Genomic DNA, 21724 nt, shown 5'->3' on the forward strand with positions numbered 1-21724 from the left:
GAGGAAACAACCTGGCCAGTGAAGCCTGGGACAATACCCTGGATGGACGTGTAGCCGTGGCCGAATTTCCGGGCGGAACAGCCAATAAAAAATGCGTCACCATCTCGATGGGGTCTTACGACTGGTACAACGAAACTTCTAACGGAACGCCAAGCCAGCCGAACGGATTTTTGGATAATATCAAAAAAATCACGGAGAACAGCCTTAATTATCTTGTAACGCATTAATATCAGAACCCATGACCATCAAAAAAATATATTTAGCCGCTGTAATGATGCTGGCCACCTATTCCTGCCAGGATACTGATTCTGTAGCGAATGTGAATCCGGATGAGATTTTCAGACAGACCAACCTCTTTCCACAGCCTCCCAATCAGTGGATGGGAGATAACAATCCGTATTACACTGCCGGATACGTAGGCGATGTGATGCCGTATTACGAAAACGGAACTTTCCACCTTTTTTTCCTGCACGATGCCAAAACCAAACCTGCAGGTGAGGGATTTCACGATATTCACAGCTTTGAAACGGCTAACTTCAAGGATTTTACCTATCAGGGAAGACAGATTCCGTACGGAACGGCTTCTGAGCCGGATTTTGGCGTCGGGACAGGAAGTCTTGTGAAAGCAGGAAACATGTATTATTACTATTATACCGGGCACAATGCGGTGGCTTCGTTCTTATCGAACAATCCAAGGGAAAGCGTGCTTCTGGCCACAAGTACCGATATGAAGAACTGGACGAAAATCAAAAATTTCAAAATTACCGCTCCGGCAGGGTATTATGATTACGAATTCCGCGACCCGCACGTATTTTTCAATGCTGAGGACGGAAAATACTGGATGCTGGTTTCCGCGCAGACCTCAGCCCAAAAAGCGGTAGTGCTGAAATTTACTTCGACTAATCCCGCCACCGGAAACTGGACGGTGGAAAACCCGGTTTACACGACAACTTCGTCAGAAAATTATATTATGCTGGAGTGTCCGGACCTTTTCAAAATGGGCAATTACTGGTATCTTGTTTTCTCTGAAAACTGGAGCAGCAACAGCGGAACGCATTACCGCATCGCAACTTCGCCAAACGGTCCGTGGACAACACCTGCGAACGACCGGCTGGACGGCTCTTATCTCTATGCCGCGAAAACGGTTTCGGACAATGCCAACCGTTATCTGGTAGGCTGGACGGCCAGAAAGGTCCCGGAAAGCAACACCGGCGGAAAAGACTGGGCAGGAAGTCTTGTAACGCATCAGCTCGTTCAGAATCCGGATGGAACTTTGGCGGTAAAACCTGTCGCTGCCTTATCATCGGTGTTCGGTCAGAGTGCTTCGCTTTCCGTGGATAAAATTACGGGGAATGCTTCACAGAACGGGAATGGTTTCAATCTGCCGGCCAATTCACAGGTGATGTTCGGGAAGCTCCAGAAAGCCAACCAGATCAGTTTCACCCTGAATGCTGCGGCGAACGGAAAATCGGGACTGATTCTGGCCCAGGACAATGACGGGAAGAATGGCGTTAAAATTTCATTTGAACCTTCCTCGAACAGAATCGCTGCCTATGTTATGAACGGTGGAAGCGAAGATCTGGCAAACACGTATCCGTTGTCAGGGATTTCGGGAACCACCTATAACGTGACGGCTTTTATCAGCAATGATGTCTGTGTAGTGTATGTGAATAATCAGCTGGCATTCAGCAACCGGGTGTACGATGTCGTTAACAAAAAATGGAGTATTTTTGGTTCTTCGGCCGTTACATTCAGCAATATTAATATCAAAAATCCTTAATCCATGTTTTTAAACGATACAATCAATGCAGTAAGTTTCGGAGAGGTGCTCTTCGATGTTTTTGGGGAAGAAAAGAAAATCGGCGGTGCACCGCTCAACCTGGCACTCAGAACGGCATCCTTCGGGTTTCCGGTGTCGATGATAAGTGCGGTGGGTAATGATGAAGACGGTCAGGTCATTTGTGATTACATCAAAGAAAATCAGCTTGATACCAGCGGAATGATCACAACCGAAGATTATGATACGGGAATAGTACAGGTAACCCTGAACGAGCGTGGTTCTGCAACCTACGAAATTAAATTTCCTTCGGCCTGGGATTTTATCGAAACCAATGAAAACATACGGAGCATCGTCAAAAACGCTGATGTCTTCTTCTACGGAAGCCTTGTATGCCGGAATGAGGTTTCAAAAAATACCCTTATGAGCCTTCTGGATTCCAACCCGGATATGTTCAGGGTTTTTGATGTGAATCTGCGAAAGCCTTTTTACAACATAGAACTTCTGGAACAGCTGATGAACAAAGCCGATTTCATCAAATTCAACGATGAGGAAATCCTGGAAATTGCTTCTGCATTAGGCTTTTCATCAGAAAATCTGGAAGAAAACGTCCGTTTCATTTCAGAAAAAACGGATACCAATTCCATTTGTGTCACCTTAGGGAAACACGGCTCATTACTTTTATGGAAGGGCAAAATGTACCGGCACAGCGGTTATCCCGTAAAAGTGGCAGACACGGTGGGCGCAGGCGATTCTTTCCTGGCAGCACTGATTGCCGGATTATTATCAGATAAAGATCCCCAAAAGGCACTTGGCCTTGCCAATGCAGTTGGTGCTATGGTAGCAGGCTGTCCGGGTGCTAATCCGAAAATTAAAGCTGAGGATATTCACTTATTTATGGAGGGCAGGGCTTTGGAACTGTAATAGGAAATGATAAAATCTAGATCACAATAACACCGGTTATAATTTTGTAACCGGTGTTATTTTATTTCTGATCGACCACAAAGCCCTGACTGTCTCGATGAGCAGTTGTACCGTCAAAGATATCCTGTTGAGAGATCCAACGCCCGGCCGGATAGCTTCATATCTCTTCTTGATATGTATAGTGCAACAGCAATCAGTTGGAAAACAGCTAATTAAAGTGTATCTATTACTATAAGTACGTGAAATAATCTAATAATAGGTTTTTGAATTTTAACATTCTGATTTTAAAGCCAGTAGCAAAAAGCTAGTTGCTATGAGCTGCCTTGGACTGAAAAGTAAAAAGTTTAGATGAGTGTACTGTTTAAGATTCAGGCAAAATGTTTTCAAAGAATTTCATCACATTTCTCTTGAGTTTCCCGAAAACAGAGGAAGTCCCGAATTCTTTGTTGTCATACCCGATCGGAAATCCTTTCTCGACATACTGATTGTTTTTTGCCACAGTCAGGTTTTGAAAGTACCCGTTGACGATTCCTTTTTCATCGGTATGGATATCCAGGTATTGTACGGCGGCATTTTTAGAAAAATCAAGCTTGCTGATATCAATGGTTTTCACTTCTTTTCTGAGGTCGGATCGGAAGTACAGATTCATCGTCTTCGTATCAATAACGGTCTGCCATTCGCCGGGGTGGATGGCATTTAGAACATTCCAGGCATACGCTACAGGTTTTTTGTCATACTTATAATTCTTCAGCATGTAATAGGCCCGGTTATAGCGGTCTTCCCAGTTTTTGTTCTGATCCGGATCAAATTTTTTGTTTCCGCCAAGAAAATCAAACTTTTTAGCAGCGTTCAGATCCTTTTGGTACTGATTATTGCACAACAGGGGCATTGACATTTCCTTATTGGTAAGTACGGTATATTTTCCGTTTATCAGGGCAATCGTTGCAGCGTTCCCTGCTGCATCAGTCAGGAAAAAATGGCTTCCGGCCGCATTGGGCCACCAGTCAATGTTGGGACCGTCGTTCAGATGATCCACCACTTCCTTTACCGACTGGTAATGATCCAGCTGATACTGTATCCATTGTGCCCAGAACAGATTTGGCTGTTTCGGATGGTAAACTCTGGTTGTTTCTTCCAGATATAATTCAACCAGGAAAAGGCCTTTTTCATTGACACCGTAGCAGGGGAAATCATATCCTAAAAGATTAAAGGTGACGGATCCGAATTTTGATGTCCATCGTGTATCAGCTTTTGTCTGATCAGTGGTCAGGTTTTGCCAGCTGATGCTCCTTTTCAGGACATCGCGTTTGTTGATCACGATCATTCCCGGCATTGTTTTCCAGTTTTCATTGAAACCGACGACGTTGTGGTCTTTTCCGGTCAGTAGAAAAGCGGAGCAGGCTGTACTTTCTACAGAACAGGAAATAGAAAAGATGAGGGCAAGGCGAAAAAAAAGAATTTTCATAGAGAATAATGTATAGTTTGATGATGATCAGATGCAGGCACTGATTGATCTACAGGGCATTTTGTGATTGAATGACCTTGCCTGATTTTTTCCAGAACACAAAGTTGGTATAGAGAAAAGTAGCTCCCAGAATGAAGTAGGTGAGCATAGCAAGGCCTTTTGATACAGGATCTGTCTTCGGGCCTATATAACAAAGGGCAAGAAGGCTTATGATATAAATGATGCCGGCATTGATCCACAGCTTTGATGCTTTGGGGGCATATTGTACAACCGGTACATTACGGTCTGAATAGAATATTGTTATTCTGTTCTTGTCCCAGTACAGTAATACAAAACCGGCAAACATCATCAGGCTCGTGATGACCCAGGTTCCTTTGAAAGGCAGAGAGAGGGTGATCATCCAGATGTTGGTGGTAATCGCTAAAAATAAAAAGGTACCTATCAGAGCAAATCGCTGGGTCATCAGAAGTATCGCTGTAATGATCTGGGCCAGCCCCAGAAAATGGTAATACATACCGGATTGGTATATCGCTTCAAAAAACTGGCCTACCGCTTCAGATTTTGGCAGCTGGGTAAATCTTTCGCCGATCAGTTTTGTAAATCCGGAAGGCACAAATGCCAGTGCAATAAGATATCTGATGTGGATGATGATCCATTGAACGGATTGATATTGTTGAAGTCTATAGAACATATATTGAAGATTCTGGGTATTGAATATTTGTTTAAAAAAAGTCTTCTGACCGGATCTGTTTGATGACGTCATTTCTACAGTATACAATACTTATGAATATCCGTCGCTTATCATTGAAGCAAACTTACGATAACCGGACGGTAAAGTCAATGGTTAGTTTTAACCAAAAAGCAGAAGGACCTGTGTGGGGAATGAAGCCGGAATTTATTCTGCTGACCGGTTTCACACGGATCAGGATTCTGACCAGCGCAATCTCCTGTTGATTTTTCTATTACCGGTTAGAAACCCGTATCCTAAAAAGAAGAATGACCGCTGTCGTAATCAACTCAAATGAAAGGACAAGGATCTGCGCCCGGGAAAAAAGCGGTTTTTAAAATAAACAACGAGATAGGAGAAAATAAAAAACCGGCCTGAAATGATTTCAATGCCGGTTGTAGTGACCTCGACAGGATTCAAACCTGTAACCTTCTGAGCCGTAATCAGATGCGCTATTCAGTTGCGCCACGAGGCCGTTGTTTAATGGTTTGCAAATATAGCACTTTTTTCTTTTCTTTGAAAGATGAAACCAAGAATTTTACTGCTATTTTCTATTTTTGCGCTAACTTCCTGTAAAAGAGAACCGAAAATTTCGCCTTCCGGAACCGTTTCCATCTCGGAACTGGTGCGGTACAGCGAAGATCAGGCCGGTCTGCACCTGACTTCGGGAAATTACACCTATGATTTTAAAAAAAATCAGCTTCCCTTTAAAAAAATAATCCTGCTGAATGCCAGTATGGCCGGATATATTTCGGAGCTGGATGCCCGGAACCTGATTGCCGGGGTTACCAGTCCTGAATATATCTATGATGAAAAAATCCGGACCTTGCTGAAGGAAGGAAAGATCCGGAATGTAGGGAACGACCAGAAATACGATGTCGAGAAAATTATTTCCCTGAAGCCGGACGCCGTTTTCACCAATCACATCGCCAGCTTCGACAATACCTACCAGCTCCTGAAAAATAACGGCATCCAGGTGGTTTTCCTGGATGAATACAGGGAACAGGAACCCCTGCAGAAAACAGCGTACCTGAGACTTTTCGGGAAGTTCCTGGGAAAAGATGAAGAGGCCGGAAAGAAGTACGATGAGATTGCACATCATTATCAGTCTTTAAAGAAGCTGGCATTGCAGGCAAAACAAAAACCGGCAGTACTCGCCAATGAGATGTACGGTGACGTCTGGTACCTGCCCGGCGGGAAGACTTCCGTGGCAAGATTCATCTCAGATGCCAATGCCCGTTATATTCTTACAGGCAATACCGATGAAAAGGCCGTTACCATGAGTTTCGAGGAAGTCTATGCCAAATCGGGCGGTGTACAGTACTGGGTGAATGCCGGAAACCATACCTCCAAAAAAGAAATGCTGACCATGAATCCGTTCTACAGCAAACTGGATGTTTTCAGCAAAGGGAAAATCTATGGAATCAGCGGCAAAGAGAAGGGGCAGGCCAATGATTTCTTTGAAAGCGGCAACTTAAGATCAGACCTTGTCCTGAAAGATTACATCAGGATTTTCCACCCTGAACTGCTGCCCGGCTATACCCTGACCTATATGAAAGAAATGCAGTAATCTTTTACAAAGCATAAGATTGGGTCAATGCTCAATTGCTGTCCCGAACACGTCAATGCAAGCAGAATAAAAACAGGAAATGCCGGAATGAAGCGTATGCGTGAGCCTTACGCTTCATCCGATCAGCCTCTTAATGTACAGTGATTCATAAAATTTTGCATAAAAAAATGATGATGCATGGTCTAGCGAAAATGTGATTGAGAAGTCATGAAAAATAAACGCAAAGATGAAGTAGCGGGATGCTTTATTTCAAGGAAGCTAAGGCAGATAAAATCTGCTGCGCGAAGCTGACGTGTTATTTTGCCGATCAACTTTTATACAGTTTCTCGAAGATCAGCGGATTAAGCATATTTTTTTGCATTGTTATCTGCGCAATCACCATAATCTGCGGGAGATTATCTTTGCACAAAGTGGTCATGCGCTTCATCCGATCAGCCTCTTTATGTACGGTGATTCATAAAATTTTGCATAAAAAAATGATGATGCATGGTCTAGCAAAAATGTGATTGAGAAGTCATGAAAAATAAACGCAAAGATGAAGTTGCTGAATGCTTTATTTCAAGGAAGCAAAGGCAGATAAAATCTGCTGCGCGAAGCGGACGTTTTATTTTGCCGATCAACATTCGGGCAGGTTCTCGCAGATAAGCGGATTAAGCATATTTTTTTGGATTGTTATCTGCGCAATCACCATAATCTGCGGGAGATTATCTTTGCACAAAGTGGTCATGCGCTTCATCAGATCAGCCTGCTGATCCTTCTTTGCTTCCTTTCTCTATGCATCCGGAAACATAAAAACTTTGCGTTAAAAAATTGCATGTATTGTATGATCAGGATTTGTTTAAAAGTCATAAAATAATAAACGCAAAGTTGAAGTAACTGGACGCTTTATTTCAAGGAAGCAAAGGCAGATAAAATCTGCTGCGCGAAGCGGACGTTTTATTTTGCCGATAAACTTTCGGGCAGGCTCCCGCAGATCAGCAGATGAAGCAGATTTTTTTTCTGATATCTGTATTGTTACCGGAATTTATCCGGATCTTATGTGTAACGTTCTTAAACAGCGATCAGATCCAAATGAGCAGGTGCGGATTCGGTTTTTAACCTGCGGTTCCGCGTAAAATCGGAATTTATTGTTCCGGACTGGGCTTATTTACGTATTTTTGACATTCCTTTGGTAAAAATTATGTGGAAAAAAATAAAACAGATTATCTTCATTATCCTGATCCTGAACGTGGTATTCATCGCATGGGGAAGATTCTTCAACCCGCCCATCACCTTTACCCAGATCGGGGGACTTTTTGAGTACGGAAAACTGCAAAGGGATTATATTTCCTACGATGAAATGGGGAACAACGTCAAAAAAGCAGTCATCGCTTCGGAAGACCAGAAGTTCTTCATCCATGACGGTTTCGATTATAAAGCCATCGAAAAAGCCATGAAATACAATGAGAAGGGCAAAAAGATAAGAGGCGGAAGCACCATTTCCCAGCAGACGGCAAAGAATATTTTCCTATGGCAGGGAAGGAGCTGGCTAAGAAAAGGGCTGGAGGCGGTATATACCTTCATTATCGAAAAAGTATGGACAAAAGACATTATCCTGGAACGGTACCTGAATTCCATCGAGATGGGACAGGGGGTTTTCGGGATTGAGGCGGCTTCCGAATATTATTTTGGAAAGTCTTCCCAAAACCTTTCGGTCTCGGAGGCGGCCTGGATCGCGGCAGTCCTGCCGAATCCCAAGAAGTATGATCCCAAAAATCCTTCACCTTATCTGCGCAGGAAACACAACTGGATCATGCGGCAGATGAAACATGTAAGTCTGAAATAGTATCTTTGCAGTATGAAATTGTTTACAGCCGGCACCAACTTTGAATCAGTCCTGAAAAAATACTTTTCATTCAGGAACGAAACCCTATCCCTGGAACCCCTTGCGGAATTTCTGGAAAGTGTAAAGGCGGCCTATTTTGCCGACGTGCTGGATTTCCTGAGGAACCAGCCGCAGGTATGTGCAAATTTCAGTTATTATATTCATCATGTCTTTAGTGATAAAACGTTTAACCTGTCGTTGACGGAAGCTAACATCCTGTCAGAGAATGCTTTTATCCCGGAGCTGAAAAAAAGGATCCTGAACAAGATCCTTCCGCCGGTGGTGAATGAAAAAACGATCTGGCACATGATCGACAATGTAAGCTTCAGGCCGAAGAACGACCTTGAATTTCTCCATAACCTTCCGGAACACGAGATCGATGAACTGTTCAGCCTTCTCGGTATATCCGGGTTTATCATCCTGCCGGAAGTGAAGAAGGAAATCCTCTTTTCGATGAACATCCTTTCCTGGCGCGTTACAGGAGCCGCTATGGAAACCGAGGTCGTACGGATGGCCCCGCAGTACCGGAACTTCGACAACCCTTTCCTGGCGCTGCAGAATGAGCTTGAAGAACTGGCCGCTGAGTTTGAGAAGGATCCCGGGATGCAGCTGCACTCAAAAGACAGCCGGTACAAGCAGATCAAAATCTATATCGGCCAGTGCCTGGAGTTTGTGAATATTTCCTTTAAAAACTCCTCTAAATACGGGATCTCAGGAAAAATCAACCAGTCGCTGCTGAAAATACGCCAGCAGGTCCAGCGGATCTATGAAATTGTACAGCTGCTGGTGATTGATGACCAAAAGGATATCCTGATCAATTCCAAACAGCTTGTTTTTAATATTTTACGATACAAATCGCACCGGAATAACATTTCCGAACTCATCAACGACAGCACCCGGCTGATTTCACACCTCATTACCAATCATACCGCAGAAACCGGTACGCATTACATTACTTCCACCCGGAAGCAGTACATGACGATGTTTTATAAAGCCAGCGGTGGCGGAATCATTGTAGGGGCGCTGTGTGTGCTGAAGATGCTCTACGGCTATGTGCCCGGAAGTGATTTTTCCCACGCTTTTCTCTATTCCATGAATTACGCGATGGGATTTGTAATGATTTACCTGATGGGCTTCACCCTGGCCACCAAGCAGCCCGCCATGACGGCTGCCACCATGACCAAGGTGCTCTCGGAAGAAGGAAGCACAAAAGTCGACAGCACCGAATTTGCGCATCTGGTATCCAAACTGTTCAGGAGCCAGTTTATTGCTTTTGTCGGGAACGTGCTGCTTTCATTCCCGGTAGCGCTGATGATTATCTACGGACTGGATGTATTTTTTTCACAGAACCTGGCCGTTGACCGGTCTGACAAGTTGCTGAGAGATCTTGATCCGTTTAAGTCAAAAGCCATTCTTCATGCCTGCATTGCCGGCTTCTACCTGTTTATCTCAGGGATCATTTCGGGGAACATCGGGAACAATTCGGTGTTTTACCAGATTCCGGAGCGGATTTCCAAAAACATCCCGATCCGCAGGCTGCTGGGGAAAAACGTGGCAAAAAATCTTTCAAAATATTACGCCAAAAACTGGCCGGGCATTGTCTCCAATTTCTGGTTCGGGGTATTCCTGGGAGCCACCGCCCCGGTCGGGCTGTTCCTGGGACTCGATCTCGATATCCGCCACATTACCTTTGCCGCCGGGAATTTAGCACTCGGACTCTACGGTAAGGATTTCACGGTGGATGCCTATACGTTCTGGATTTCCTGTCTCACGGTTTCACTGATCGGATTTTTCAATTTCCTGGTGAGTTTCAGCCTTTCGATGTTTCTGGCCTTCCGTTCGAGGAAGCTGAACTTCGGGCAGGTAGGGGAGATCTACAGGGGGATTTTCCGGTATTTCATCAAAAACCCGCTGCGGTTCTTTATTCCGCTGACGTCCGGGCTGGATAAAAAGACAGACGACCTGATGAGCAGTACCGTAAAGGGGAAAGCCGGCGAAAACCATTAAGTCTTTTTACACCTTAACCAGGAAGTAAATTTGCAGTCCATCAGATTCGGTTATGTATGAGAGTTTTTTTTATCCCAAGGCTAAACAAAGGATGAGGATTTACTGCATAGATCAAGCTAAACAAAGGCGTTTGACTCCGTCGAATCTTTGATTTCACTTAGCCAGGTCATACAAAATTAAGTTGATTTGTCTTTCTTTACTAAACAGAGCACGGGAATGCACCCGTATTATTATCTGCGCAATCACCAAAATCTGCGGGAGATTATCTTAAAAGTAATCATGCGCTTCATCAGATCAGCCTGCTGATCCGTCTTTGCCTCCTTTCTCTATGCATACGGAAACATAAAACTTTGCGTTAAAAAAATTACAATCCATCTTATCGTTAAAAGTCTGTTTGAAAAGTCATGAAGAGGTAAACGCAAAGATGGAGTGACCGGACGCTTTATTTCAAGGCAGCAAAGGCAGATAAAATCTGCTGCGCGAAGCGTACGTGTTATTTTACCGATCAACTTTCATAGAGTTCCCCGCAGATCAGCAGATTGAGCAGATTTTTTTGCATTGTTATCTGCATAATCACCCCAATCTGCGGGCGATTATTTTTGCTTTGTGTTTTTTTGCTAAGCAGAGCGGCCTTGTTTATCTTAAAAATCAGCGGCATGACAGTAAAAAAAATTTGTCTGGCTTTGCGGTGAATGAAATGAAGTAATTGATGAGGTTTGTTTTTATCGCAGGGCTAAACAAAGAGTGAGATTTTGCTGCTGCATAGATCAAGCTAAACAAAGGAGTTTGACTCTGTCGAATCTTTGATTTCACTTAGCCAGGTCATACAAACTAAGTTGGCTTTGTGTTTCTTTAGTAAATAGAGCACTGGAATGTATCCGTATTATTATTATCTGCGCAATCACCAAAATCTGCGGGCGATCATTTTGCATAAAGTGATCATGCGCTTCATCAGGTCAGCCTGCTGATTCTCCTTTGTGTCTCTATGCACATGGAGATATAAAACTTTTGGTTTAAAAAAGCTTAATGGGAATTTAAATAATTTTGATGTCCCGCAGCCGCTCTTCCCCGAATTGAGCCTGGAATTTTTTCAGATAGAAGCTCTTCCGCATCTGGAAATCGTGCTTCAGCAACGGAGATTGTACGGTGATGACCACACATCCGTTTTCGATGTTGACACTTCTGATTTCATGAAAAAGGCCCTCATCGAGATACTCTTCCAGGAAATCCTTGATTTCAAACGCCAGCAGCTTGTGCTCGAATCCATGGATCCGCGCAAAGGACTTTACAAGGTCGGAGGACTGGAACTCCCGTTTTTTATTTTTCTTCATAAACTGTCAGATATCAAAGATAATGCTTTCCTCATTGATTTTCTTTACCACATTTTCCGTCCTTTCCCGGTGGGTATCGGTAATGAAAATCTGGCCGAAGTTTTCGCGGTTGACGAGTTCGATCAGCTGGGAAACCCGGTCATCGTCGAGCTTATCGAAAATATCATCCAGTAAAAGGATTGGCGTTTTGTGGGTCAGATCCCTGATGAGGCTCATCTGTGCCAGTTTCAGTGAAATCAGGAATGATTTCTGCTGTCCCTGGGAACCGATTTTCTTGATGAGTACCGAATCCATTTCAAAAAGCAGATCATCTTTGTGGATGCCTTTGGAAGTGTAGGTCAGCAGGCGGTCTTTTTCGATATTTTCCTGAAGGAGTTCGCTGAATTTTTTCTCCGGTCTTTCAGCATCAAAGCCCTCCAGGAGGTGGGATTCGTAAAGGACGGAAACTTTTTCCTTGCCCCCGGAAATAATGTGGTAGAAACTCTGCACAATCGGGTTGAGCTTTTCGACGAATTCCCTGCGCTTAAGAAAGATACGGGTTCCGAAGCGGATGATGGGATCATCATAGATTTCCAGGGAATCTTTGTCCCAGAGCCTGTTTTTGACAAAATATTTCAACAGGGCATTCCGCTGCTGAATGGTTTTCTGGTACTGGATCAGGTTAAAAAGGTATTCGGAATCGGTCTGTGAGATCATGGAGTCTAGGAATTTCCTGCGGCTTTCCCCTGAATCTGAAATAAGGTTGGAATCATAAGGGGAAATCATCACGCTGGGCAGGTAACCGATATGGTCGGCCATCCGGTCGTAGCTTTTATCATTTTTTTTGATGATCTTCTTGGCTTCCTTAGGCTGGGAAATCTTAATGATGTCCTCGCTGTCTTCGTTCTGGATTTCGGCGTCCACGGTAAAGAAATCTTCACCGGTCCTGATGTTATGGACATCGGTATTCCCCAGGAAGCTTTTCCCTACCGAGAGGTAATGCAGTGCATCCAGAATATTGGTTTTTCCCGCACCGTTGTTCCCGACAAAACAATTGATCTGCGGCGAGAACTCGAATTTCTTCTCGGAATGGTTCTTGAAATTATACAGGGAAAGTTTCTTGATAATCATTCTTCAAAAATACTCCATTAAAAGCAAAAATAAAAAAGGAAGTGCTGAACAGCTTTCCACACCCAATGAAAAATAACTGTCTTTACGCTCGTTTTCAGCAAAATAGATAAAAATAAAAGTCACCAGGGAAGTAAAATAAAAAGCGAGGGAACTCTTTATATCCAGATAACAGGATGCGATGACAGTGCTTAGGAAAACCAGCAGGTACGCAAGGTATTTTGTACCCTGGACACCGATGAGGGCAGGAAAAGTCTTCACGGTGTCCACCTTCATATCCCGGATGTCAAACGGCAGTACCAGTGCCGTGATGAAAAGGAAACTGATCAGGAAGATGGGGATATTGAATTCATGCAGGGTAAGCCAGCAGTTCATCAGTGCCCAGACCAATCCCACATAAAATACCTTCAGCAGCGGGACTTTCCGGATGTAGGTATCCAGGAAAAAGCTATTGTAGAGCAGGCCCAGGACAACGATGATAAACCATTTTACCAGCCTTGCCTCATTATGGTTCCGGATGATCAGCAGTGCGCAGGTAATGCCTGCCACCACATTCAGGATGAGGATTTTTGAGAAGTGTTTCGTTTTCTGGTATTTGGTGTACAGGTAACCGCTGAAATACGTGATGAAGATCAGGAAAAATGTGGGATACCGGAATGTATTTTGCTCCATCATGAAAAATACCGCAAAAAGGGTTCCCGTTAAGGATACGTAAAACTGGCTGTCGATAACGGATTTTTTGAGTACTTTTAAAGGATTCATTTATCAAAAATAACATATATGAAAAGATTTTCCAAGATTTTTGTGATTTTGCTGGTTTTCCTGACTTATTCGGGAGCCCTCGCCCAGAAATACTATGATGAGCAATGGAAAAAAGTAACAGCAAATGCGAAGAAGGGAATGGTGAAATCCAATCTTCCGTTGGTTTTGGAAATACAGAAACAGGCCATGAAAGATCAAAATGTCATCCAGCTGATCCAATCCCTGAAAGAAGAATTCAGGATTCTCAACGCAACAGATAACGACCGGAATAATAACGCGGTAAGCAGTCTTTTTGAAAAGCTTCAGAAAACGGAGCAGCAACTCGCAGGCACGGACAAACTGGTTTTCCAGGTCCTCCTGAACCACTTTTTCATGGAGTATTATCAGGAGCATTCCTGGGAAATCAACGGACGTACCAACATCAGTTCCCAGGATATTTCCGGTATTGAAACCTGGACCAGACTGGATTTTAAGAATTACCTTGCTAAAAGTTACCAGGAGCTGGACCGGCAGCAACCTGCCATGCAGAAAGTCCCGCTGGATCAATATAAACAGATATTTACCTATACCAACTACCTTTCTTATTTCCCGACTCTGCTGGACTGGTACCTGATCCACAAGAAAGATTTTTTTTCTGAATCTGACTTTTTCACCAAAAATGAGCTGGAAGCCAACCGCATGGGTATCAATACCATTTTTGATCAGCTTATTGCACAGAATACCGGAAATGCAAAACTGTATTTCATGCATCAGAAACTGCTGGACAATTGTGATTTCGATAGATGCAAAGATATCACAGAACAGCTTGAGGCCCTTTTGAATTCATCCGTAAATGGCGATTACAAGGCTGTTATCATGGGGAATATTGCTGAGGAACTCCTCAATAAAGGAAAGGAAAAAGAAGCACTGGATTATCTCAGAAGGGCAGAGGCAGGCTACCCGAAATCACCGTTTGCTGCTGAAATAAAGAACGCGGAAGAACGGCTCCTGGCTCCTTCCCTGAACCTAAGCTATGAACAACAGGTCCAGAGCAACAGGCCCGTTCATGTGGTAGCGGAATACAAAAATGTTTCCTCTTTTTCCATCACGGTCTATGAGGTAAATGATGACATCACGTCCTTTATACAGTATGCGAGAAATCCATATGGTAATATCTACGGTAACATTAAAAAGAAACTGATCAGGAAAGAGCAGTATACCCTGAATGATCCCAAGGATTTCCGGCAGCACAAGACCTCGCTGGAGATCAGGCCGCTTCCTTCAGGATTTTATGTAGCGGAATTTTCGGTGGACGGTGTAAAGGATGAAAAGAATATTGAACTGGAAAATGATAACCATAGGAATTTCTATTTCCTGGTTTCAGACAACAAGGTCATCTACCGGACGAAAGCGGAACAGAATTCAGCATCCGGAAATACCATGATGCTGGTGAACAGCGAAAACGGCAGAAGCCTTCCTGGCAAAAATATGGTTTTTTATGAATCGGCAGGCAATAAAACGGTGACCAAAACCAATGTGAGGACTGATGGGCAGGGTATTTTTACCTTTCCGGATTCAGAAAACAAAGACTACTACAGGTTTGTTCTTATCAGGCAGCCTGACACCAATGATTTTCAGATGATGGAAATCTACGGAAACAGCAGGCCCGTAACCCCAATCACCGAAACCAAAGATACGAAACAGCGCAAAGCCCAGATCTTTACGGACAGGGCCATCTACAGGCCTGGGCAGACGGTATATTTTAAGGTCATCAACACCCAGCGTGAAACGGAATCGGAATCTGTTGTTCCGGGGCTGAAACAGAAGATCACCCTTACCGATGCCAATGGCCAGGAAGTGGCGGTACAGACCTTTACCACCAATGACTTCGGATCTTACCACGGCAGCTTCATCCTTCCGAAGGGAAAACTGAACGGAAGCTTCTACCTGCAGACGGATACCCATGACGGCTACAGAAATATCAGTGTGGAAGAATACAAAAGACCGAAATTTGAAATTGTCTTTGATCCGGTAAAAGAAGAATACCGGTATGGACAGACCATTGTGCTGACAGGAAAAGCGCTGACGTTTTCCGGAGTTCCGCTGAGCGGCGCCACGGTGAAATATGAAATCAGGAAAAGCAACATCCGCTGGATGTATTTCAGCCGGTATCCGCAGGATCAGGATGATCATGAAAATTCTATCCTGGGAGAAGCGAAAACAGATCAGCAGGGAATGTTTACCATAAAGCTCGATCTGAAGAAAAATGAAAAGCAGGAAGGTATTCAGGTTGCTAATTACCGTATTGAGGCTTCGGTTACCGACATCAACGGTGAGACGCAGACCGCCGATACCGAACTGAAAGTTTCCTCCGTTTCCCATTACATTCAGGCTGACGAAATTAAGGATGTCTTTTCAGGAGAGCCGGTAAAAGTAAAGGTGGAAACCAAAAATTACAGCAACCAGAACCTTGCAAAGGCCTATCAGGTAAAGCTGTCCAGGCTTCAGGCCCCGGACAGGGTTTTCAGAAGCAACTTTATTTCGGAAGTCCAGGACCGGCCCGTATTCTCAAAACAGGAATTCATCAGTAAATTCCCGCATGACCTGTATGACAGAAATGATGAGCCTGCCAATTATAACGTTTCAGCTGTGATCCTGAATGGTGTTTCCCGGAAAGAGGAATCGCTGGAGCTCGGAAAGCTGGAAGCAGGGATGTACAGGCTTGAGCTGTATAATATGGAAGGCAGGGACACCATAAAAACCGTTCAGCAGTTCAGTGTATGGAATAAGAATTCATTGCCGGCTGAACAGAAGACCTTTCTTACGGTAATGCCGTCTGAAAAGGAATTTGTAAGAGGCGGAAAAGCGGTATTCCATGCCTATTCTTCAATTCCGGGCGCCCTGCTGAATATTTTTGTTCAGGACGGATCCGGAAAAACCGTGACGGAAAGAAGGGAATTCAGGAATGGTACCCTGGAATATATACTTTATGTTCCGGCAGACAAAAAGGCGAACAGCCTGAATATACAGTTCCAGGTGGTGGCTTTTAACGATGTCCAGACCCGCTCCCTGAACATTCCGGTAAAGGATGCTGATGATGAATCCCTGCGTATTGAAACCGTTACTTTCAGGGATAAGATCGAGCCGGGCGCAGCAGAAAAATGGTCAGTGAAAGTATCAGGAAAAGATAAGGAGAAAATCAATGCCGAAGTATTGGCCAATATGTATGACCTGTCATTGGATAAACTGGCAAAAAATACCTTCAGCTGGTCACGGCTGTACGTCCCGTCATCGGTCATTGCTTCGTATGATATCAGAAACGTCCTTCTCACAAAGTATTACCAGAAAATGGTTCCTTACTATGACAGGGCAACTGTGGAGGCACCCTATTTTAGCTGGTTTAACGGGGCTGCAGATCCAGGGGATGGAATAATGCTGGAGACCACAACAGGCATGGTAAGCCAGGAAGGGGTAAAAGCACCGGCATATTCACCACCACCACCGGCTCCGGCTTCTGCCAGGGCAAAAGCAGTTAGCAGACTTACGAATGTAAGGGTTGATGACGCTGCCATTGATATTTTGCAGTCAGGAAGACAGCTTTCTGAAATGGAGAAAAAAGAATTGTCAGATGTGGATGCCGATGGAGTATTGGATAAAGACGATGTATTAACAAACGTACAAGTGCGCCAAAACCTCAACGAAACCGCTTTCTTCTATCCGGACCTGAAAACCGATGCTGATGGCAATGTACATTTTGAATTTACTTCGCCGGAGGCCCTTACCCGCTGGAAGCTAATGTTCCTTGCCCACACGAAGGATGCCAGGGCAGCCACTCTTGAAAAAGAAGTGGTTACCCAGAAAGAATTTTCAGTCACCCCGAATTATCCGAGGTTCTTACGGGAAGGCGATGAGCTGAACCTTCAGTCCAAGCTTTCCAGCCTCACTGATAAAAAACTGAACGGCTCTGCCCGGCTGCAGATCCTCGATGCCTTTACCAATGAAGACCTCTCTGCGAAATTTGGCTTGACTGAACTTGCGGCAGCTTCAGGATTTAATACGGATCAGGCTTTCAGTCTTTCTGAAAAAGGGAATGACGTGCTGACCTGGAAAATAAAAGTTCCGGAAAACGTTTCCTCCATCATTGTAAAGGTGACGGCCAAAGCCGGTACCTATTCGGACGGAGAGCAACAGGCCGTTGCCGTACTTCCCAACAGGATCCTGGTTACCGATGCGGTGCCCGTATTCGTAAAGGAAGGCGAAACAAAAACTTTTGAACTGCAAAACCTGAAAAATGCAGCCTCCGGAACCCTTGCCAATGTGTCCAATACCCTGGAACTGACGACCAACCCGATATGGGATATCATTTTTGCGCTGCCAGGCCTAAAGAATGATCCCAATAATTCGGCTGATGTGGTATTTAACAAATGGTTTGCTGATGTTGTAGCTTCAGAGATTTTCAGAGCCAATCCTAAAGTAAAAAACGTTTTTGATGAATATCAGAATAAAGGGCTGCTGAAGGCGGATCTGGAAAAAAATCAGGAACTGAAGCAGGTATTGCTGGAAGAGACCCCATGGGTATTGGAAAGCAACAGCGAAGAAGAACAGATGCAGAAGCTGGCCCTTCTGTTTGATACCAATACCATGACCAATTCCATCAGTCAGGACTGGGACGAACTGAAGAAGCTGCAGAACCCGGACGGCAGCTTTTCCTGGTATCCCGGATATCCAGGATCTTATACCACCTCAGTCTACATCCTGAAAAATTTAGGTAAAATCAATTCTTGGCTGAAAAAAGACCAGGATCCGCAACAGCAGGAGCTGGTGAAAAACCTGATCGGTTATATTGACGGGGAGATCAGCAGGTATACAGACTCTAAAGGGCAGAATGTCTGGAACAACTGGACGCTGGATTACCTGGATGCCAGGAATTACTGGGAAAAAACCTATCCGCTGAAGGGAAAAGGCGCTGCCCTGAAAACGTCGGTGATACAGAAGGCGAAAACCGCTAAAATCGCTGACTTTACTTTCTTCGGACTGCACCGGATGGCTTTGCTGATGAACGGGTATGGGCTGAAGGATGTTTCGGACAAGCTGATGAAGTACCTGAAAGAAACCTCGGTAGAAACAAGTGATCAGGGAGCCTACTGGAAACAGAACCTTAATGACTGGGGCTGGTTCGGATCCAAAGTGGTAAACCAGGCCGGGGCACTGGAAGCATTCAGTCAACTGAAACCGGATGACGCGAAGTTCATAGAGGAAATGAAGATCTGGCTCATTACCCAGAAAGAAGTGAACTCATGGGGAAGTTCCCGCGGTACAGCTGAAGTGATCTTTACCATCCTGAATTCCGGTAAGTCCTGGACAGGGGCTGGAAGTGACAAGGCTGTCATCATCTGGGGCGGGAAGGAGCTGAAACCGGAAATCCAGGCAACGGGTTATATAAAATCTACGGTGAAATCAGACATGCTGAACAGGAACCTTGCTGCAGTTACCGTTACCAAACCGGGCCCGGGAATCATACAGGGCGGACTGTTCTGGCAGTATTATGAAAATACCGGACAGATAAAGTCCTCCGAAACCTATGTTTCCGTTTCCAAAGAACTTTACAGGAAGATCAAAACGGTAAATGGTGACGAACTGCAGAAAATCACTTCCGAAACACCGATTAAGGTAGGGGACCGGGTAACCGTGAGAATGATCCTCAATACGGACCGGCCGATGGAATTCATTCAGATAAAGGATATGCGGGCGGCAGGTTTTGAGCCGGTGGACGTATTGTCCGGTTACCAGTGGAAAAACAGCCTTGCCTGGTATCAATCGGTCAAGGACGCTTCTACGAATTTCTATATCGAAAGGATGCCGAAAGGGAAATATGTCTTTGAATACGATGTAGTTGCCAACGCTTCCGGTAAATTCTCAAACGGCATTACTACCCTTCAGAATTATTACGCGCCGCAGATGAATGCGCATACCAAGGGAGAAAATGTTGTTATTTACCCATAACAGACAGTGAATCATTGAAACGGCTTCCTATTGTGGAGCCGTTTTTTTATCTTTGGGAAAATTATTCTGAATGCATACGATACAGGATCTGCAGCAGCAGTTTTCAAAACAGAAAATCAGTAAAGCTAAAAAACTACGGATCAGGGAACTGGAAGAAACCGAAAAGGATCATTTTGTCTGTTTCGTGGATGATGAGGCGGTCTCTTATGATGTGGCAATGGTACTGGATCCGAAATCTGAAATTACCGGATACTCATGCGAATGCGGAAGCAATGACTTTTGTCTCCATCTCCTGGCCATGGGAATGTCCATATCTGAAAGCAGGAAGGTTAAGGCAAATTCCCAAAGAGGGACCGGGAAGAAAGTATCCGGAGCAGAGACAGCAATGCAGCATGTTGATCCGGAAGAGCTGAAAACCTGGCTCCTCGGGTTTTTCAAAAAGAACAAAGACGCCGAAATGCAGTTTATGCTCAGTTTCGGGGAGAAAAAAGAGGAGTTTTCGGATACCGAAATTTCAGATCTTATTAAAAATACGGTGGCCTCTGTGGCCGGAAAGCGGAAAAGCCTTACTGCACCCGAAGTTAAAAAATTGGTGTATGTGCTGGAGAAGGCCCTGCAGCCTGTAGAAGAATACCTCATGCAGCACCATGATAAAAAAGAAAGCATTAAAAAATATCTGAAGCTGAGTGATGAAATTGCTGCCCACAAGCTTAGGATTTCCATGGCAGGCACCCGGCTGGACAATTTCCAGCAGAAGCTGAGGGAACGTTTTGTAATGCACATCAACGCCGTAAAAGATTCCGGACTATGGGAAGAACTGGCGGCTGATAACTGGTCCTATTTCCTTGAAACTGAAAATGTATTGACTTCTGTTTTTTATAAGTTTATCATGGAGATGTACCATTCCGGGAGTCCTGATCAGAAGAGATATATCGCAGAACTGGTAAGGAACAAAATAAGGAGGTGGATGAAAAACGGCTCTACACTGAATACGGACATTAAGGAAGACCTGCTGGAAATCATTTCTGAAAACGGCTTTTTTACCGAACTTGAAAAGTTCTTCGCTACAGAGAAGTATCAGAATTCCTACAATGTAAAGGTCATCAACGAAATCCTGAAAACCGATCCGGAAAAAGCGGAAAAGACCTGTAAGAAGATCATCGATTCCAACTCGAATGAAAAATACAATTCGGCGTATTACCACATCCTGGAAAAAATATACGGGGAAACAGGCAACCTTGCCGATCTGGCCTACATTAAGAGAAAACAATTTCTGGAAATGCCTTTCTTTGAAGATTACGTCTTTATTGCCGAAAACGACACCGATGCGCATGAATTCAGCGTTTTCAGAAGCCAGGTGCTAAGTTGGCTGAAAAACTCTCTCTTTGAATATCCGGAAATGGCAGACCTCTATTTCGCCATCATGGATTATGAGAAAAAATATAAGAAGATGCTCGACGCTATCGACAGCCATACTCCGACCGCTGTAATTAATACCTATGCTGAAAAACTGTATTCCACGGATAAATATAAATTTCTGATGGCAGTACGGTCACGCAGCGAATGGAACAGCACCGAAGAAGATGAAGAGGTGCTGGCCGGTTTCCTGGCTTCCCGGTATGATGCCGCCCAGCTGGAAGATTCCTTTGAAAGAAAATACTATGGCTTCGGATCAGACCGGTTCTCGAAAATGGTGTTGAGTAAGAGCAAGCGTTCTTAAATAAGCATCAACCATCACTATATTCCTGCAGGTTAAATCAGATGGCGCGGATTCTTACTGGTCTTCATCTGCACAATCATCATGACCTGCATAGATCAGGCTTTTCAGTTCAGATCACAGGGCAGTATGGATCAGGCGTCCGACTCTTATCTCTAACCTGCCGGTGCTTTCCCGGCCTGCTTACAGGACGCATCGTAAAAATAATCCGGTGATCGGTAAAAATGAGCTTCTGAGCATTTTTACATTCTGGAAAAACCGATATATTTGCCTTTTACAATCAGATCAACTATGGAAAACGTTTTTGATGCGAAAACCGCACAGCAGTATATAGACCGGATTAACAGGCTCACTCCTGAAACCCAGGGATTGTGGGGGAAAATGACGGTAGACCAGATGCTGGCCCACTGCAATGTATCCTATGAAATGGTATATGAGCCTCAAAAGCACAAAAAGCCCGGCGGTATAGCAAAATTCATCCTGAAAACCTT

13 protein-coding genes, 1 tRNA gene and 1 pseudogene are annotated in these 21724 nt (G+C 44.3%); 9 read left to right on the top strand and 6 right to left on the bottom strand.

Translation table 11 applies throughout. The features are described from left to right. The 3 genes from QZ735_RS06000 to QZ735_RS06010 form a co-directional block, all read left to right on the top strand. The coding region (locus QZ735_RS06000; protein ID WP_294245571.1) for a DUF4960 domain-containing protein at positions 1 to 227 on the top strand (227 nt) is incomplete at its 5' end. A gap of 11 nt (positions 228 to 238) precedes the next feature. After that, on the top strand, positions 239 to 1780 hold the full coding sequence (locus QZ735_RS06005) for a glycoside hydrolase family 32 protein (RefSeq protein ID WP_294245574.1): 1542 nt from the start codon (positions 239 to 241) through the stop codon (positions 1778 to 1780). 3 nt (positions 1781 to 1783) lie between these two features. After that, complete coding sequence (locus QZ735_RS06010; RefSeq protein ID WP_294245578.1) at positions 1784 to 2701, top strand: carbohydrate kinase; 918 nt, start codon at positions 1784 to 1786, stop codon at positions 2699 to 2701. Positions 2702 to 3062: 361 nt separating this feature from the next. Here QZ735_RS06010 and QZ735_RS06015 read toward each other — a convergent pair whose 3' ends face one another. The 3 genes from QZ735_RS06015 to QZ735_RS06025 all read right to left on the bottom strand — a co-directional run bounded on the left by QZ735_RS06015 (position 3063) and on the right by QZ735_RS06025 (position 5368). Continuing rightward, on the bottom strand, positions 3063 to 4166 hold the full coding sequence (locus QZ735_RS06015; protein ID WP_294245580.1) for a linear amide C-N hydrolase: 1104 nt from the start codon (positions 4164 to 4166) through the stop codon (positions 3063 to 3065). Positions 4167 to 4215: 49 nt separating this feature from the next. After that, positions 4216 to 4857 carry a DoxX family protein gene (locus tag QZ735_RS06020; RefSeq protein ID WP_294245582.1) on the bottom strand — a complete coding sequence of 214 codons (642 nt, stop codon included), beginning with the start codon at positions 4855 to 4857 and terminating at the stop codon, positions 4216 to 4218. A gap of 437 nt (positions 4858 to 5294) precedes the next feature. Then, positions 5295 to 5368: transfer RNA gene (locus QZ735_RS06025), tRNA-Arg, on the bottom strand. 48 nt (positions 5369 to 5416) lie between these two features. On the opposite strand from QZ735_RS06025, the gene QZ735_RS06030 reads away from it, so the two are divergent. The 3 genes from QZ735_RS06030 to QZ735_RS06040 all read left to right on the top strand — a co-directional run bounded on the left by QZ735_RS06030 (position 5417) and on the right by QZ735_RS06040 (position 10334). After that, a complete protein-coding gene (locus QZ735_RS06030; protein ID WP_294245585.1) occupies positions 5417 to 6463 on the top strand; it encodes an ABC transporter substrate-binding protein in 1047 nt (348 codons plus the stop codon). 1180 nt (positions 6464 to 7643) lie between these two features. Continuing rightward, positions 7644 to 8288 (top strand): monofunctional biosynthetic peptidoglycan transglycosylase, encoded by a 645-nt coding sequence (mtgA, locus tag QZ735_RS06035; RefSeq protein ID WP_294245588.1) that lies wholly within the window; start codon positions 7644 to 7646, stop codon positions 8286 to 8288. Positions 8289 to 8300: 12 nt separating this feature from the next. Further along, positions 8301 to 10334 (top strand): recombinase, encoded by a 2034-nt coding sequence (locus QZ735_RS06040; RefSeq protein WP_294245590.1) that lies wholly within the window; start codon positions 8301 to 8303, stop codon positions 10332 to 10334. Positions 10335 to 11368: 1034 nt separating this feature from the next. Here QZ735_RS06040 and QZ735_RS06045 read toward each other — a convergent pair. Genes QZ735_RS06045 through QZ735_RS06055 form a run of 3 tightly spaced genes read right to left on the bottom strand, consistent with a single transcriptional unit; the run spans position 11369 to position 13534 of the window. After that, the gene (locus tag QZ735_RS06045) at positions 11369 to 11665 is read right to left on the bottom strand and encodes a DciA family protein (protein WP_294245592.1); all 297 of its coding nucleotides are present in this window, start codon (positions 11663 to 11665) and stop codon (positions 11369 to 11371) included. 6 nt (positions 11666 to 11671) lie between these two features. After that, positions 11672 to 12775: a DNA replication/repair protein RecF gene (locus QZ735_RS06050; RefSeq protein ID WP_294245595.1), complete on the bottom strand. Its 1104-nt coding sequence runs from the start codon at positions 12773 to 12775 to the stop codon at positions 11672 to 11674. Positions 12776 to 12778: 3 nt separating this feature from the next. Beyond that, positions 12779 to 13534 carry a hypothetical protein gene (locus tag QZ735_RS06055; protein ID WP_294245597.1) on the bottom strand — a complete coding sequence of 252 codons (756 nt, stop codon included), beginning with the start codon at positions 13532 to 13534 and terminating at the stop codon, positions 12779 to 12781. Between the two features lie 18 nt (positions 13535 to 13552). On the opposite strand from QZ735_RS06055, the gene QZ735_RS06060 reads away from it, so the two are divergent. From QZ735_RS06060 to QZ735_RS06070, 3 genes and pseudogenes are all read left to right on the top strand, one after another. Continuing rightward, positions 13553 to 19516 carry an alpha-2-macroglobulin family protein gene (locus tag QZ735_RS06060; RefSeq protein WP_294245600.1) on the top strand — a complete coding sequence of 1988 codons (5964 nt, stop codon included), beginning with the start codon at positions 13553 to 13555 and terminating at the stop codon, positions 19514 to 19516. Between the two features lie 70 nt (positions 19517 to 19586). Beyond that, on the top strand, positions 19587 to 21236 hold the full coding sequence (locus QZ735_RS06065) for a hypothetical protein (protein WP_294245603.1): 1650 nt from the start codon (positions 19587 to 19589) through the stop codon (positions 21234 to 21236). Positions 21237 to 21524: 288 nt separating this feature from the next. Then, positions 21525 to 21724: pseudogene (locus tag QZ735_RS06070) on the top strand (hypothetical protein); the annotation flags it as partial.

The sequence above is a fragment of the uncultured Chryseobacterium sp. genome (assembly GCF_913776365.1).
GTDB lineage: Bacteria > Bacteroidota > Bacteroidia > Flavobacteriales > Weeksellaceae > Chryseobacterium.

Bases quoted from the DNA above. Each gene is read 5' to 3' on its own strand.
- QZ735_RS06060 (WP_294245600.1), top strand. From the start codon at position 13,553: ATGAAAAGATTTTCCAAGATTTTTGTGATTTTGCTGGTTTTCCTGACT.
- QZ735_RS06040 (WP_294245590.1), top strand. From the start codon at position 8,301: ATGAAATTGTTTACAGCCGGCACCAACTTTGAATCAGTCCTGAAAAAA.
- QZ735_RS06030 (WP_294245585.1), top strand. From the start codon at position 5,417: ATGAAACCAAGAATTTTACTGCTATTTTCTATTTTTGCGCTAACTTCC.
- QZ735_RS06010 (WP_294245578.1), top strand. From the start codon at position 1,784: ATGTTTTTAAACGATACAATCAATGCAGTAAGTTTCGGAGAGGTGCTC.
- QZ735_RS06005 (WP_294245574.1), top strand. From the start codon at position 239: ATGACCATCAAAAAAATATATTTAGCCGCTGTAATGATGCTGGCCACC.
- QZ735_RS06055 (WP_294245597.1), bottom strand. From the start codon at position 13,534: ATGAATCCTTTAAAAGTACTCAAAAAATCCGTTATCGACAGCCAGTTT.
- QZ735_RS06050 (WP_294245595.1), bottom strand. From the start codon at position 12,775: ATGATTATCAAGAAACTTTCCCTGTATAATTTCAAGAACCATTCCGAG.
- mtgA (WP_294245588.1), top strand. From the start codon at position 7,644: ATGTGGAAAAAAATAAAACAGATTATCTTCATTATCCTGATCCTGAAC.
- QZ735_RS06020 (WP_294245582.1), bottom strand. From the start codon at position 4,857: ATGTTCTATAGACTTCAACAATATCAATCCGTTCAATGGATCATCATC.
- QZ735_RS06045 (WP_294245592.1), bottom strand. From the start codon at position 11,665: ATGAAGAAAAATAAAAAACGGGAGTTCCAGTCCTCCGACCTTGTAAAG.
- QZ735_RS06065 (WP_294245603.1), top strand. From the start codon at position 19,587: ATGCATACGATACAGGATCTGCAGCAGCAGTTTTCAAAACAGAAAATC.
- QZ735_RS06015 (WP_294245580.1), bottom strand. From the start codon at position 4,166: ATGAAAATTCTTTTTTTTCGCCTTGCCCTCATCTTTTCTATTTCCTGT.